The 13,657-nt window shown below is 44.1% G+C and carries 17 protein-coding genes and 1 pseudogene; 3 read left to right on the top strand and 15 right to left on the bottom strand.

The window, feature by feature from the left end; all coding sequences use genetic code 11:
• Window positions 1-504: an NUDIX domain-containing protein gene (locus ADU23_RS23205; protein ID WP_053375917.1), complete on the bottom strand. Its 504-nt coding sequence runs from the start codon at window positions 502-504 to the stop codon at window positions 1-3.
• Window positions 505-892: 388 nt separating this feature from the next.
• Between ADU23_RS23205 and ADU23_RS23195 the strand changes: the two genes are divergently transcribed.
• Entirely contained in the window at window positions 893-1,258 is a 366-nt protein-coding gene (locus ADU23_RS23195; RefSeq protein ID WP_053375915.1) for a hypothetical protein, read from the top strand.
• Window positions 1,259-1,525: 267 nt separating this feature from the next.
• Here the strand turns inward: ADU23_RS23195 and ADU23_RS23190 are convergent, their stop codons facing one another.
• The 4 genes from ADU23_RS23190 to ADU23_RS23175 form a co-directional block, all read right to left on the bottom strand.
• The gene (locus ADU23_RS23190) at window positions 1,526-1,717 is read right to left on the bottom strand and encodes a hypothetical protein (RefSeq protein ID WP_157265914.1); all 192 of its coding nucleotides are present in this window, start codon (window positions 1,715-1,717) and stop codon (window positions 1,526-1,528) included.
• Window positions 1,718-1,909: 192 nt separating this feature from the next.
• Window positions 1,910-2,419, bottom strand: coding sequence for an SRPBCC domain-containing protein (locus ADU23_RS23185; protein ID WP_053375913.1), 510 nt, complete (start codon window positions 2,417-2,419; stop codon window positions 1,910-1,912).
• A 19-nt stretch (window positions 2,420-2,438) separates the two neighbouring features.
• A complete protein-coding gene (locus ADU23_RS23180) occupies window positions 2,439-2,774 on the bottom strand; it encodes an ArsR/SmtB family transcription factor (protein WP_053375912.1) in 336 nt (111 codons plus the stop codon).
• Between the two features lie 273 nt (window positions 2,775-3,047).
• The gene (locus tag ADU23_RS23175) at window positions 3,048-4,181 is read right to left on the bottom strand and encodes a WD40/YVTN/BNR-like repeat-containing protein (RefSeq protein WP_053375911.1); all 1,134 of its coding nucleotides are present in this window, start codon (window positions 4,179-4,181) and stop codon (window positions 3,048-3,050) included.
• A gap of 251 nt (window positions 4,182-4,432) precedes the next feature.
• On the opposite strand from ADU23_RS23175, the gene ADU23_RS23170 reads away from it, so the two are divergent.
• Together ADU23_RS23170 and ADU23_RS34320 are read left to right on the top strand one after the other, a co-directional pair.
• Window positions 4,433-5,476: a hypothetical protein gene (locus ADU23_RS23170; protein WP_053375910.1), complete on the top strand. Its 1,044-nt coding sequence runs from the start codon at window positions 4,433-4,435 to the stop codon at window positions 5,474-5,476.
• 194 nt (window positions 5,477-5,670) lie between these two features.
• Window positions 5,671-5,811, top strand: a pseudogene (locus tag ADU23_RS34320) (DUF6366 family protein); the annotation flags it as partial.
• 20 nt (window positions 5,812-5,831) lie between these two features.
• On the opposite strand, the gene ADU23_RS23160 reads toward ADU23_RS34320, so the two are convergent.
• The 10 genes from ADU23_RS23160 to ADU23_RS23115 all read right to left on the bottom strand — a co-directional run bounded on the left by ADU23_RS23160 (window position 5,832) and on the right by ADU23_RS23115 (window position 13,561).
• Complete coding sequence (locus ADU23_RS23160; RefSeq protein ID WP_231637512.1) at window positions 5,832-6,377, bottom strand: DNA topology modulation protein FlaR; 546 nt, start codon at window positions 6,375-6,377, stop codon at window positions 5,832-5,834.
• 38 nt (window positions 6,378-6,415) lie between these two features.
• Window positions 6,416-6,964: a GNAT family N-acetyltransferase gene (locus tag ADU23_RS23155; protein ID WP_053375908.1), complete on the bottom strand. Its 549-nt coding sequence runs from the start codon at window positions 6,962-6,964 to the stop codon at window positions 6,416-6,418.
• 83 nt (window positions 6,965-7,047) lie between these two features.
• Window positions 7,048-7,746 (bottom strand): SDR family NAD(P)-dependent oxidoreductase, encoded by a 699-nt coding sequence (locus ADU23_RS23150; RefSeq protein ID WP_053375907.1) that lies wholly within the window; start codon window positions 7,744-7,746, stop codon window positions 7,048-7,050.
• Between the two features lie 16 nt (window positions 7,747-7,762).
• Complete coding sequence (locus tag ADU23_RS23145; protein ID WP_053375906.1) at window positions 7,763-8,482, bottom strand: alpha/beta fold hydrolase; 720 nt, start codon at window positions 8,480-8,482, stop codon at window positions 7,763-7,765.
• Between the two features lie 27 nt (window positions 8,483-8,509).
• Window positions 8,510-8,905: a GNAT family N-acetyltransferase gene (locus ADU23_RS23140; RefSeq protein ID WP_053375905.1), complete on the bottom strand. Its 396-nt coding sequence runs from the start codon at window positions 8,903-8,905 to the stop codon at window positions 8,510-8,512.
• A complete protein-coding gene (locus ADU23_RS23135; protein ID WP_053375904.1) occupies window positions 8,883-9,443 on the bottom strand; it encodes a YfiT family bacillithiol transferase in 561 nt (186 codons plus the stop codon). Before ADU23_RS23135 ends, ADU23_RS23140 begins: the two co-directional genes overlap by 23 nt.
• Before the next feature lie 18 nt (window positions 9,444-9,461).
• Complete coding sequence (locus ADU23_RS23130; RefSeq protein ID WP_053375903.1) at window positions 9,462-10,124, bottom strand: HAD family hydrolase; 663 nt, start codon at window positions 10,122-10,124, stop codon at window positions 9,462-9,464.
• A gap of 265 nt (window positions 10,125-10,389) precedes the next feature.
• The gene (locus ADU23_RS23125; protein WP_053375902.1) at window positions 10,390-10,812 is read right to left on the bottom strand and encodes a hypothetical protein; all 423 of its coding nucleotides are present in this window, start codon (window positions 10,810-10,812) and stop codon (window positions 10,390-10,392) included.
• Complete coding sequence (locus ADU23_RS23120) at window positions 10,793-11,743, bottom strand: aminoglycoside phosphotransferase family protein (RefSeq protein ID WP_082311181.1); 951 nt, start codon at window positions 11,741-11,743, stop codon at window positions 10,793-10,795. The genes ADU23_RS23125 and ADU23_RS23120 overlap by 20 nt, the downstream gene beginning before the upstream one ends.
• A gap of 33 nt (window positions 11,744-11,776) precedes the next feature.
• Window positions 11,777-13,561: an SgrR family transcriptional regulator gene (locus ADU23_RS23115; protein WP_053375901.1), complete on the bottom strand. Its 1,785-nt coding sequence runs from the start codon at window positions 13,559-13,561 to the stop codon at window positions 11,777-11,779.
• Between the last annotated feature and the right edge of the window lie 96 nt (window positions 13,562-13,657).

Genomic DNA, 13,657 nt, shown 5'->3' with positions numbered 1-13,657 from the left:
TTAACCTCCCATTACGCGTCTTCGTGCCTCTTCGTAAAAAAATGAGTTTCCTTGTACCCAAGGGATCTTATACGCTTCTTCTGGCTTAAATAAACCTCTTCCTTTGCTTTCAATCGTGCTTTCAAAAGGATCAAGCTGAATGATTTTCGCACAATAAAATAACATATAGCTATCTGGATACGGATACTTGTAGTTGTTAGGCTTTGTAAATAATCGGATGCGTTCATAACCAAGAAGCTGGGGAGACTCGACCAAAACCCGGGTTTCTTCGTATAGCTCTCTTTTCATCGCTTCGATTGGCGTTTCACCAGCCTCAACATGCCCGCCTGGAATGTCCCATCCTCTTTCTGCCAAATTCGTTAACAACAATTGGTCTTCTTGAAAAGCTAATACAAATGAGCCCGTTATTAATTCAAGCCGCGGCAAAACATCATCCATGACTAAACATGTTTCATTTGGCAACGGCAGACCTATTACATTTTTTTGTTCTCTTAACACATTCATCGGAAGCGATCATGGAATTGCACGATCGCCATGATTGCGAACATTGCTGAAAATATAAAAATAAAGGTTAGGAATAAGCTTACAATGAATGATCTTTGGATGCTTTTATTATTTTTCAGATTTTTTAGAAGCATTATCACACTCGCAAACCACAACGTACCCAGTAATGGAACGAATAACGTTATAAAAACGAGCAAATAACCACACTCCTTATGTAAAATCATTCATAATCTTGCCGTTAGAAAAACAAGAAAATTTAACCATTATTAACATAAAGATGTTACTATAGTAACAGATAGACAAGTCTATCTTGACGACCAAGAAAAGGAGGAGCAATCGGTTTCGGTAAAATATGTTTCATCTTTTCCATATTAAAGGAGGAATTATGATGTCTTTGTTGAGAACATGGCCTGAACGCTCCATGATCCGGATTATGGTTTTAAGCTTCATTTTATTGTTTTCGATAGTGCCGATCACTTCAGCAGCTGCGCCGGACCCGGTCACCAACCTTCATTTCACGAGCACTTCCCCGGTCATCATTGCGTGGACGAATCCCACGACCGACTATGATTCCATTAAGGTTATTAAACTAAACAGAACGAATTTGGTCCAAGTGTACAAAAAGGATTTAACGAAAGGAACTACCTCTCACTATGACACGACTTCTGTAGATCCAACAAAACAATACTGGTATATTGTTCAAACGGTGAAGGGCGGAGTAGTATCTTCTCAAGTAAAGGTTATCCTTAACTAAGTTTCCAAGTCCTGTATTCATTTTAGCAGATTGCGCAATAAGTTGAACTGTAAAAAAGCCGAGGAATGAGCAGTCAAAGGCTTGTTCCTCGGCTTTTTCAAATGGATGCCGATCACTTACCGATTAAAATTATGCTTTCACTTGTATCGTTCCCTATTAATTTAATGACTAACTCTGCATCTGCCCGGGAAGATGGGCTATTTTCAATGAGCAATTTGTTATAGTATATGCCTTCTTTGTCTAATGAAGCTTTCTCCGCGCTAAAGTTTAAAACATCGTTATTTTTTCTTCCACAAAATAACTAAAGGTTTCGATATCCGCTATGTGATTTCCTTTGTATTTAAGCTTAATCTCATACTTTTCTTCTCCTATCGTTTGTTCAACACGCACCTCGGCCGTCCAAGCTTCACCCTCGCCAAGTTTATAGCCTCCTCTTTCTTTACTTGCTAATTTTAACAAACAAAACACATATGATAAACCAAATGATACAATGAATGTAAAAATCAAAAGCTATTCTGATCACAAAAAAGCTAATAACCATGAAAAAAACAACCATACGGAGTAAATGCGAGCTTTATTATTCCACTTAATCTATAGCTTAAGACAGAAGAAAAGACTGCCCGTGGGCAGTCTCTTTTATGTTGAATGTTCTTATTGCAGCGATTGTAAATGCTCCTCGAAGCGATCGTAGGTTTCAGAAATGCCTTGCTCCATTCCCATATCCATAACGGCTTGGAGCGCTTCTGCGGAAGCGTATCTGCCTACGTTAATAAGCTTTGTTTTGCCCTCATGTTCAAGGAAAGTAATGGTAACCTGCGAGGAAGGCATTCCCTCCAATTCATTTCCTTCGGCATCTGAGAAAAAGTCGACTAATTCGATTTTTTCATTTTTAACAATGTCCTGGTAGATGGCTTTGCCCCATGATTCGACTCCGTAAAAATCCCCTTGGTTTTTATCCTGACACTTCATGCAGTAATGCCATACCCCGCCCGGACGAAAATCAACATTGCAAACCGTAAGTGTCCAACCGCGAGGCCCCCACCAATGCTTTAAATGCTCGGCCTCCGAGAACGCTTTAAATACAAGCTCGCGCGGTGCATTGAAAACACGCTCTAAAATAAGTTCTTGGCCCTCTACTCTGGATATCATTTTGTTTGTCATTATAAACTCCTCCTAAGATTTAGTTATTATTTTTAGTTGATTTTTCAAATTGCAGCTTCTGCAAGTAATGATGCAAGTTGTCGAACCGATCATCCCAAGTGCTTCGGTAGCTCTCAAGCCATTCATCTAATGCTTTGAACGGCTCCATTCGAAGTTTGTAATTCCGCCGATTAGCGTCAGCCTGAACGTCGACTAGTCCGGCGTCGAGCAAAACTTTTAAATGCTTTGAGGCTTGCGGCTGGCGGATTTGAAGTCGATTGGCGATCTCACCGACGGTTAGAGGACCGCCTTGCAAAAGCTCCACAATCCGTAAACGATTGGGCTCGGCTAGTGCGCTAAATGTCGATGCGTTCATGATGCAGATTTTCCTTTAATGAATGAATTAGACTTTGTAACGGAGATTGCAAGACCACGATTTCCATATCCATTCATATCTGCTCACCTCATTTCGTTTGTTTTTCTTTTTCTTGTACTCAATATACCATCTGAGGAATATTCCTGTCAACGAATATTTAAAATCATTATCTAAGCCTTAGTTTTCTAGCACGTTTTAACATAAAAAAAGACTGGCACCCTACTGGTACCAGTCTAATTCATCTCTATGACTTTGCCGAACCACAATCGCCGTTTAATTGCTTCCGCTTGGAATACTGATTTTTTTGGACCATGATTTACCGCCATCCGTTGTTCTGTACACTGCAGGACTTAGCGAGCTTGTATCAGCCATCCATCCGATATCCTTGCTTGTGAACGAAATAACGCTCTGGAAACCTTTAATGGTTTTGAGATTGCTCCACGACTTTCCTGCATCTAATGAACGGCCAACTCCAATAACTTCACCCGCTGGCGAGTAACCTCCGAGAATCGCTGCGCCGTCAACCAGTTCTAGGTTGCTTGGATGGCCGCCAGGGGAAGCCGGTCCTTCCTTCACAATGCCGACAGCGCCGCCGGGAGCCGGTCCGCCTCCAGCCGTGCTTTGGCTGATCACTTTTTTCCAGCTTGATCCATTGTCAGAGGATGCATAAAGGGAGTACGACTGCTGGGACATACCCGCTCCGCCATAAAACTCAGCCCAAATTTGGCTGCCGCTCGTGTAGATTTCACCGCCGATAATCTCATCTGATTTGACGTCCAGCTTGGTCGCCCAAGTCGCTCCGCCATCTGTTGTTTTAGATAACTTATAACCGAAGCCCGGTATTAAGGTAAGCACCCAACCATGCTTCACGTCGGTAAATTCCGCATAACGAGTATTTGCCGGAGTCGTAATTTTAGTCCACGTTTTCCCGCCGTCCGCCGTTTTATAGGCAAAAGCCCGTGTATATCCGAAGCCGTTTTTTGCATCCGTAAAATGAATGCGTTCAAGGGCGAGTGCACCTGTTGGAATTTTCGTGAAGGTGCTCCCCCCATTCGTCGTATATACCAGTGCATTCGTTCCGGCAGCTGAAGATTTCGCTAAAGCAAAGCCAGTCGTATTCGATATAAAGTCAAGCTGAGTAAACTGCCATGTTCCCTTATAAATAGACTGCCAAGAACCGCCTGCATCGGAGGTTCCGATCAGGAATCCATTGCCTGCGGCCCGTCCGGTTGTTCCGCTAAGAAACTGAATATCGCTAAAATGGAATGTCGAATCACCTGCCGGAGTCCCGCTGAATAGATCCTTTGCTGTAGACCCTGCCGCCGCCTGGGTAAATGGAACTGCCGACGTAAGTCCAATTGCTAGCGCTGCTGCTAAAAGTCCACACTTAAGTTTAATTGTGTTCATTATCTTTGTCCTCCTGACCTAAAGTTGTGATGTTTGCTTTTATTCAATAAATTACCCTACTTTGATCCAAACGAAACTTCAACGCAGAAGGTTGCAAGCATAGATTCATTCATTGATAGGCTACGAAATCGTATAATAATGATTTCTTATGATTCCATTTTTAAACAAATTTGATGTATGATTAAAGGATAAAGTTGAATCGGCAATTATGTTTATTTATCAATTCATTATGATAAAGGAGTCTTACTCATATGAAAGTCGCAGATGCTCGGGCCGCAGCCGCTTTGTGGGTGATGGAACATGCAAGCCTTCATCCTGATTTTATGGGTGCTTATTTCAGCGGTTCCACTATTACAATGCCAGATGATATGGAAATGCCGGCTGCGTCGGATGTCGATATCGTCATTGTCACATCCCATCGTGAGCCTCCTGTCAAGCTCGGTAAGTTTGAATTCCATGGTGCTTTAATAGAGGTAACTTACATGACATGGAGTCAGCTATCCTCAGCCCGGGAAGTTTTGACCTCCTATCATTTGGCTGGAAGCTTCCGCATGAACACCATTATTGCTGACCCCACCAAACAGCTGGGTCGTTTACAAAGTGAAGTATCGCGCCATTTTTCTGAGCTGGAGTGGGTACGCCGTCGATGTGAAAATGCTCGGCAAAAAATCGAAAACGGGCTGCTTGCCATTAACAACTCCGCCCCGTTGCACGATCAAGTAACGTCATGGCTATTTCCAACCGGCGTTACTACGCATATGATTCTAGTGGCTGCGCTTCGGAATCCTACTGTGCGGCTGCGCTATGTTGCTGCCCGCGAAGTGCTTTTGGAATATGGATTTTCCAATCTTTACGAAGAGCTGTTAGAGCTGCTAGGTTGCTCTCATCTGACTCCGGAGCTAGTCGAGTATCATCTGGGCGAGCTTGCTCGGACTTTCGATGCTGCAGCAGCAGTTGCTAAAACTCCCTTTTTCTTTAGCAGCGACATTACCGCAGAAGCAAGGAAGGTCGCCATTGACGGCAGCCATGAGCTCATTCGAGCCGGCCTTCACCGTGAAGCGATCTTTTGGATCGTTGCGACATTTGCTCGTTGCCATACCATTTTAGCCGCAGACGCGAGTCCGGAGCTGCAGGAATCACTTACTCCGGCCTTTAAAGCCGTTATCGCAGACATCGGCATCCATGCTCCCCATGCTCTAATAAACCGCAGCAAAAAAGTGCTTGAGTTCCTTCCTGCGCTTTCAAAAGCGACAGAGGCCATCATGATGGCAAATCCAGCTATCAGCAGCAAGTAGGCAATCACACAAAAGGAAGCAGGCATGCCGGATAACATCGTATCAGTCCTATCCGCATCCCATCGGAATACTAACTCCATATTTGGCGTGATTTAATTCCTTGGATACCATTGCTTCTGGATATCATTGATTATGAATGAAAATAAGGTTGCTCGTAGTGTGTTTAAGGTAAGCTTTTATTAGGGGGCGGTTAGATGGATTCCAGAAAAGAAACACCTGAAGAAAAAAGAGAACGATTAAGACTGGAAGAATTAAAAAATAACCCTTCTGGTGCGTTTAATGATGGAGCAAATCGTGCTGAATTTGGAAGTTTAGCTGATTTAGTTGGTGGTTTGGGATGAAAGGAACACCACCGTTACACGCCGGCAGCCTTCATTTGTTCATTACCCAAATCCACATATTGATCCACTTTATCGTTATCTTTCAGCACCAATAGCTTACTCTGGTACGGTTCTAATAGATCAAAAATGACTGGCCTATCCCGCTTCTGATAGCCGTAGTTCCAAATGTACATCTTCTTAAGCATATCAAAGGATTGTTCGTAATTCCCTTTTTCAAATCCAAGCTTTTGTACGATAAACCTTTTTAATATTCTATAATTTCTAATCCACATCGCCGTGTCGAGATAGATGATCAATTCGGCATGTTCAAAACACGATGAGGTCCATTTATAATGCACGCCCTCCGTTATCCACTCAGCAGAGGCAATAATGCCATTTAACTGCGCATCTCTTGCTTCGCTACTATTTCTTACGTCTCCATTTTCCGTCCTTCTCCATACCACATTGTCCAGTTCATAATATGGAATACTGAGTTTTACTGATAATTGCTTAGCTAGCGTTGACTTTCCACTCCCAACAGAGCCAATAATATGAATCTTTTTAGGTGTTTTGCTCGCCAATAAACTTCCTCCCACGCTCAGCATGAATCGTAAAAGTATTAATCCATTGCCTTACTTGAAAAAGTAAAAACCTTGCAAAGTCCTACGTCGCCCAGCTCCTTATCTTCTTCGGTGAATTGATTGTCGGTATACCGGAGCAACGTTTTTCTCCAAAATGCAATCGCATTTCTATTCTTCTCCGTTCCCGTCGTGTAGAGCATCCATTTCCCTAGGAATCGTTTGAAAATTTCGATTGCAGCATGCTCGCCAACTCCTTTACCGCGAAAGGGGCGCAATATAAAATATTCATTTACCAAATAATTCGAGTCGCCGTACACATAAGGCGGCGTTGCAATTAACGCAAATCCAGCAGGCACATCGTTCACCCTGATCAAAAACGGAAACAGAACGCCCTCTTTTTCCCACCAAATATCAAACACCGCAATTTGGTCTTGAAGCGTTTTATAGTCGTCACTTTCCTCAAACACGCCAAATTTATTAGGCAAAACATTCCTAATGCCCGACAAGTCATGCAGATAAAGCGGATACATATTGTTAATGATCGCTTTTGTGTCCAGATCACATAACTGAACCGTTATTTTATCCATATCGTCCTCCACTTTTCCGATATTGTCAGGCTAGTGAAAAAAAGCCGCGGGTCCAAGCCGCAGCCCTTGCTTAAAATCCCCGTCTAAGATGATAAGACTCTTTTCACTATTTTTTTCGCAACGCTCTCGGCAGTCTTTAATAAACCCGCTTCTTTCGCCTGCCGAAAATAGTCAAAAACAGGCTGCCCCTCTACTTGACGCGCTTCTGCCTGCATTTCCGTATCCACCATACCGGGATCGACCTTATAGACCGTAACGGCTCGATGCTCTTCAAGCTGTACGCATGAAGTGAACATATTTAATGCTGCTTTCGATGCGCAGTAGGCGCTCATACCGGCTGCTGCATAATTTGCCGAGCCAGAAGAGACATTGACAATTATTCTTTTTAATTCGAGGTGATCCGTTTGCTTAATTAAAGACTGAGTGAGCAGCATAGGAGCTAACAGGTTGATTTGCACATTTCGAATCGTTTCTTCAGGGGAGCAGCAATCGATTGCGCCAAGAGGCGAAACTTGGGCAGCATTATTAATTAATGTAAGCGATTCTAATTCGGAGTGATCCACCAGCTCAAGCATTTCCTCCATAAGAGGAGAAATGCCCTGAACGTTTTGCAAATCATATTTCATAAAATGAAATTTGCAGCCTTGCTCAGCCGCAAGCTCCGATAGTCGTTCATTATTAGTCCTCGATATGGAGAAGATAATATGGCTTGGCTTAATGAGCTGCTTACAAATTTCAAGGCCTAAACCACGTGAAGTGCCCGTTACCAGGAATGCTTTCAAAATACGCCTCCTCTCCTTAGCCCTCTTGCTCATCCAAAAATTGCTTTATGGTCAAATAGAGCTTATCTCGCTCCATATTGCGAATGTTATGTCCGGAATCAGCAAACGCCTCGACCTTAACAGTCGTGAACATGTCACCGTATTGCAATACATCCGCTTCGCTAAGCAATGATCCTTCAAGAAGTCCTCTTATAACCAAAGCAGGAAGCTCAAGCTTCCCATCGAGCTTGATCGGCGTCGAATCCCGTTGGATCCCTTTTACAGCCTGCTGCCTTATGAGCTTGTTCCGGCCTGTAGGAATCAAATACTGATTAATATAATCATCTGCCCACTCAGCAGTCATCTGCTTATGCTCGGCTGGGTAGTCTTCCACAATTAAAGATTTGATCTGCTTGGCATTTTTTTGAGCATACCCCAGCGCATAGGATACACCGCGGGAGTTGCCAAACAAATGAAAGGATCCGATTGCCGTCTCTTGAATAACGGCAGACAAATCAGATACGTGATCCTCCAGATCATATTTGGCACGCGGCGTATCGCTTCTTCCTCTTCCGCGAAATGAGAGAACAATCGCTCTTCGCGGCAGCAGATAGGATAACAAATCCTCATACTCTTCCGCTGCTTCCGATAAACCGGGACAAATTACGATCGGCGTAAGCCGATGATCCGCCTCTCGCAACGTATCCAAATAATGAATATTAACGTCTTGATTAGTAGCAAGGCCTGATACAAACATAGGTAACCCCCTTATTGTAATGCCTCATTATTTCTCTCTAGCGATGACGTAACACTTATCGGAATGCGTAAATCCGATACGCGGATAATAGTCGACAGCAATAGGGGAAGAGAGCAATACGAGCGATACTTCCGCACCTAATGACTCTCTTAACCGTTCGACCAGCTGCTTCCCGATGCCATTTCGTTGATAGGCCTTGTCGACAGCCAGATCCGAAAGATAACAGCAATAGGCGTAATCGGTGATGGCACGAGCTATGCCGACTAATTTATCGCCATCCCAAGCGCTGATGATGACATCTGCATGGTCGATCATTTTTTGCATCCGCTCTAAATCTTGATAGGGACGTTTTATGCCCGAGTTTGCAAAAACAGTGGATAGGTCAGCCGCTGACACAACTTTACCTTCCTGATATCGAATCATCGTTGCCCTCCATGACTTTCATCCCTTTATTTCGGAATGCCATAATATGAGCAACATGGTGATTGCCATGCCATGCATAACTGCCAAGCGTGTAATCCAGCGCATACGTTTCCTTTGAGCCCGGATGAAAAAACAGCTTTTTATAATCCGAATCCGTTAGCGACCTTAATAAAATAGCCCATCTTTTGTGCAGATGGTCAATTAGCGCTAAAGAAAGCTCGATGTCCGCATTAACCGTATCGCCAAGCTCCGCCCAGCGCTCCTCGTAATAGGGTTTAATCGTTGGCGTTTCCTCCGTCAATGCGAGCTTAAATCGGATGTAGCTGTTCATGTGACTATCCGCAACATGGTGTACAACTTGTTTGATTCTCCAGCCGCCCTCCCGGTAAGGGGTATTTAGTTCCTGCTCATTTAGACCTTCAACGCTGCTGCGGAGACGGCTCGGCAGCCGTTCGATTTCTTGTATCCATGCCTCTCTCTGCAGCGATGAAATCTCGCCTGGCGCATGGAATGTACCAATCGGATACCTTTCGTCCATATAAATCCTTCTTTCTTCTTAGATGATTGCTAGCAATTCGTTTAATCTATTAATCTTGTGAAGCGGCGTTGCCGTCAAATCCTCGCGCCAAGGCTGGTTCACCTGAACCCATATCGTGCCTAATCCTGCGAGAGAGGCTCCCTCAATATCATTTACGGGATGATCGCCAACATAAATGCACTGCTCGGGCTTCAGCTTCAGCTCGGTCCATGCCGCTTCAAAAATGCGTCGATCCGGCTTTTTCACTCCCGCTTCCTCAGAAACGATGATAAAGTCAAAATGCTCACGTAATCCTAGTCGATCGATTTTCCCGTATTGGATTTCGGTCCGGCCATTCGTGATGAGCCCGATTTTATATTTGCTTTTGGTATGATGGATGACATCAAGTGCCTGATCGAAGAGGACTGCATTTTGCACATAGTGTACGCTGTAATACTCCATTAGCTCTTGGTGCTCTGGCTTTGTCACCCATGGCAGCTGTTCCAGCAATTCTCGGAAAAGCTCCCGTTTGTCCTTGTAGCCGTCTTGATCAAGCTCAATAATGAGCGCTAGCAGTTGTTCATGCGCTTCCAAATGACTGAAATAATGGCCTAGAAACGAAGCAGCAAACGACTTAAAGGTATGGGTACGATCTAATAGGGTGTTATCCAAATCAAAAATGACCGCTTTTATATCCGTCATAGCCAATCCCCCTTCATTTCCATGATTATACAACTTCCAGCAGTTACCGAATAGTCCGTTTCTAAATAAAACGATAACTTACATCTAGCATAAGCTCATTCATGGTTATTAAATCCTTTGCTTGAAAAATAAAAAGGCCTCCGCAAAAGAGGCCGCCTAATTATTTTAAAAGAATAGTTTACTCGAACCAACTGCTCCATCAGCAGCAGATCCGCCAGTTACCTCAAGCGCCATACCGCTATCTCGATTAGATTGTTTGTTTATATCATTCAAATTGATGAGTCTCTATATATCTTATGATTTGAACGAAAAGCTCTTCCCTATCCCAAATCACTTTAAAACCTTTCATAACCGTATCGCCCATCTCTTGATCCAATGGCAGCCGCAGCCACTCCTCGCCTGCGACACCATACTCTACTTCCATCCCGCTCGCATATTCGATTCGAAAAGAAGTAAGCAGTCCCCACTCTTCCTTCGTCGCTTGCTCGATCGGTTCGAATGGAAATTGATGAAGGATCGCTTCCAGCGTCTTCGTCTTCTTATCTGAAATAAGGAGAAAGCTCAAATTCGAGTCCTCTTCATTCTCGTCATCCGCGCAAGGGCCAACCAAAGCAATGCCTGCAATATGCGATTGCTCCCCCGCCCATTTTACAAATTCGTACATTAGCTTATAATGATCCGGTCTCATAGCTGCGCTCCTCCAAATACCACCGTGGAATAATGTTGTTAAAATGGTCATGATCCTCAAGCACTCGCTCTAGCTTTTGCGTCATAATCCCAAGCTCTGAAGGTCTGACTTGCAATATCCAGACGATTGAGGAGACGATGGTCATTGCCAAATAAAGCGAATATAACGTCCAAAATTGCTCATCCGGCTCTTGACCGACATGATATCCTTTAATTTGACCTATCGTGAACGGAATGCTAACCTCACTGCTGAACATCCCTGCCTTCAAAAATTCATGAACAGGATCTCCCCAGTCTAAACGGTTAAAATCGATGACGCCTGCCAGCTTGCCGTTCTTCACGATCAAATTGCCTACATGGAAATCGTCATGCTGAAAAACGTTTGGCCTTCCCTCCATCAGATGCAGATGTCTGTCAATGAACGCCAAAAACGCTGTATCACCCTTCAATCTCGCATCGCCGTTCAAATATTGCTCTATGTACCGTTTGTGCTTCGCAAGCTTTCGTTCATGCCAAGGCGCAATAGCTGCTGGCGCAAGCAGCTTATGCATCTTCGCCAGCTCTCTTCCAGCCTCCAAACCGATTGCCTGCTGAATGGAAGGCGAGTATGCTGGCAGGATGTCCGTTGCCTCATCACCATCAATGTACGTTAAGAGCATATACCCGATATTTGAATTTGGCAAAGACCCCATCTCTATAGGTTTTGAGCATAAGACATCGTAGTTTTGCATTTGACGGATAGCAGCAAATTCAGCCTGCTTAGCGGATAGCTCATTCAAAGCAAAGCTTCGCAGCAAATACGTTTGATTATCCTTCTCTACGATAAACTTTTGGTCATAGGAATATCCTTTATTTATTTTTGAAATACGGTTGCTCCCCTGCAGCAGACTAATTTCATTGATAAAAAGCTCGGATAAGCGCTCATCGTTCAATCGATCTCCTCCTAACCGATGCTTGCATCGAAGCTACTTCCTTAACCAGACGTCCTTATAATCGATTTTGCCCCAAGCATTAAGCGAAATGCCTTGCAGTGCTTGATTGTGGCCAACCTGCTGCATGCTATGGTACAGGAATAACATGCTGTAGCTGCGCTTAAGCTCTTCTTGAATGGACAGCAAGTGCTGCATACGGACATCCAAATTGTCATTTCTCAAACACAACATAATTTGTTCACGGATATAGGCCTGATTCGCCAGCGATTGCAGATTCGTAACAAAGCTGACTTTAGACATATACATCTCGATAAGCGAAATATCAGGCTGTATGCTAAGCACCTCTCCGGTTAGGATCATGTCAGCTTGCGCAACGACAGCGGGCACGGCAAGCTCATCTATAGGCAAAACAACGATCTCTACTGCTATTCCAATGCTTCCGCATGCTTCCTTAATCCATTTGGCGCTTTGTTCATTAGCCGGCATTTGATACGTATATAACGTTAACGTTTCTCCGTTATATGAAGATTCCTTTACGAGTTCCTCGGCGTATTCCTTGTCATAGGCTTGAACATATAAATGCGCTGAATCCGCCAAAGTAAAGCCGGCTGATGGCTCATGCCTGATTCCGCCTAAATCATTGATCATTTGCTGCCGATTGATCCCGTGGTGAATCGCTTTCCGCAGCTTTAAGTCCTTTAATACGTTATTTTTCGCCACATTAAGCGTAAGGATCGTACTGCCCTGCTCCACTTGCCTTAGCGACGGGCTTAACGTTTTCATGACCTGTGCTTCAAAATAGACGAGCTGCTCATCCGCTTGAGAAAACTGAATGCCATGGTCATCCTCATAATTCGGAAAAACCCACATTTCGATGCGGTCCAAATGAGGACAGCCATCAAAATAATATTCGTTCGCTTCGACTACAAGCATCGATTCATTGTTTTGAATCATCTTGAAGGGTCCTGTTCCGATGGGCATTCGTTCAAATATATCCTCTGACTCCGTGCCATCCAGCATTTCAGGTACAATCATCGACCGCTCCGTGCATAGAAAATGAAGAAATAGTACATTCGGCTCCTTGAGTTCAAATGTGATGCTGTATTTCCCCGTTTCGCGAATCTCCTTGATCATGGATGTTATCCATTCTGAGGGCGAGTTTGTCAAAAGCCTCTTAAAGGTGTACGCGACATCCCGCGAGGTCAACAGCTTACCATTGTGAAAGCGAACCCCTTTGCGCAAAAAAAACGTCCAACTGGTTTTTGCATCATTGGTCTCCCAATAATGGGCAAGCTGCGGATGGAACTTGCAATCCTGCTGTGAATATTTCACCAATGTATTAAAAATCTGCTCAATCCAGTGCGTTTCCGTCCGTCGGCAAACGTACGCAGGATCAAGCCGCAATACCGGACGATAGAACGGAAACCGCAGAATGTCCTTCTCGCCTTCGTCCCGCTTCAAACCAAACAACTCGGTTAGCCACGCCATGATATCCGATTTCACCGATGAGTCCTGCAGCGTCTCGAGCATACTCCAAACCTCGGTAATTCGTCCCTTCTCAACCAGTCCTTTTACTTTGCCTAGGACCACATCCCGATAAGAGATAAGAAAAATGATTTGCGATAAATTGCCGCGCCCGCGCCCAGGCTTCCATTCGACATAGTCCTTTTCAATCATTTTTGTCAAAAGGATTTGAACATTTCTGCGCGTGCAGGACAATATGTCGCAAATTCGGTCCATCGAAAGAAAGAGACTCTCTTTCTCCGGCACGTCAGCAAACGTTTTTCTCAGCCTGCAATAATATTCTTCAACATCCAATTCGTTCACCACCTAAAAGGCGAAATGGTTAAACAACACCTGAAAATCCGCTTCCTCTTTTAAGTAAAGTATAAATGGCGGCTTAAGCATGGTCAA

It is taken from the genome of Paenibacillus sp. FJAT-27812, assembly GCF_001273905.1.
Taxonomy (GTDB): domain Bacteria; phylum Bacillota; class Bacilli; order Paenibacillales; family Paenibacillaceae; genus Pristimantibacillus.
This window is presented reverse-complemented; position numbering and strand designations above follow the sequence as displayed.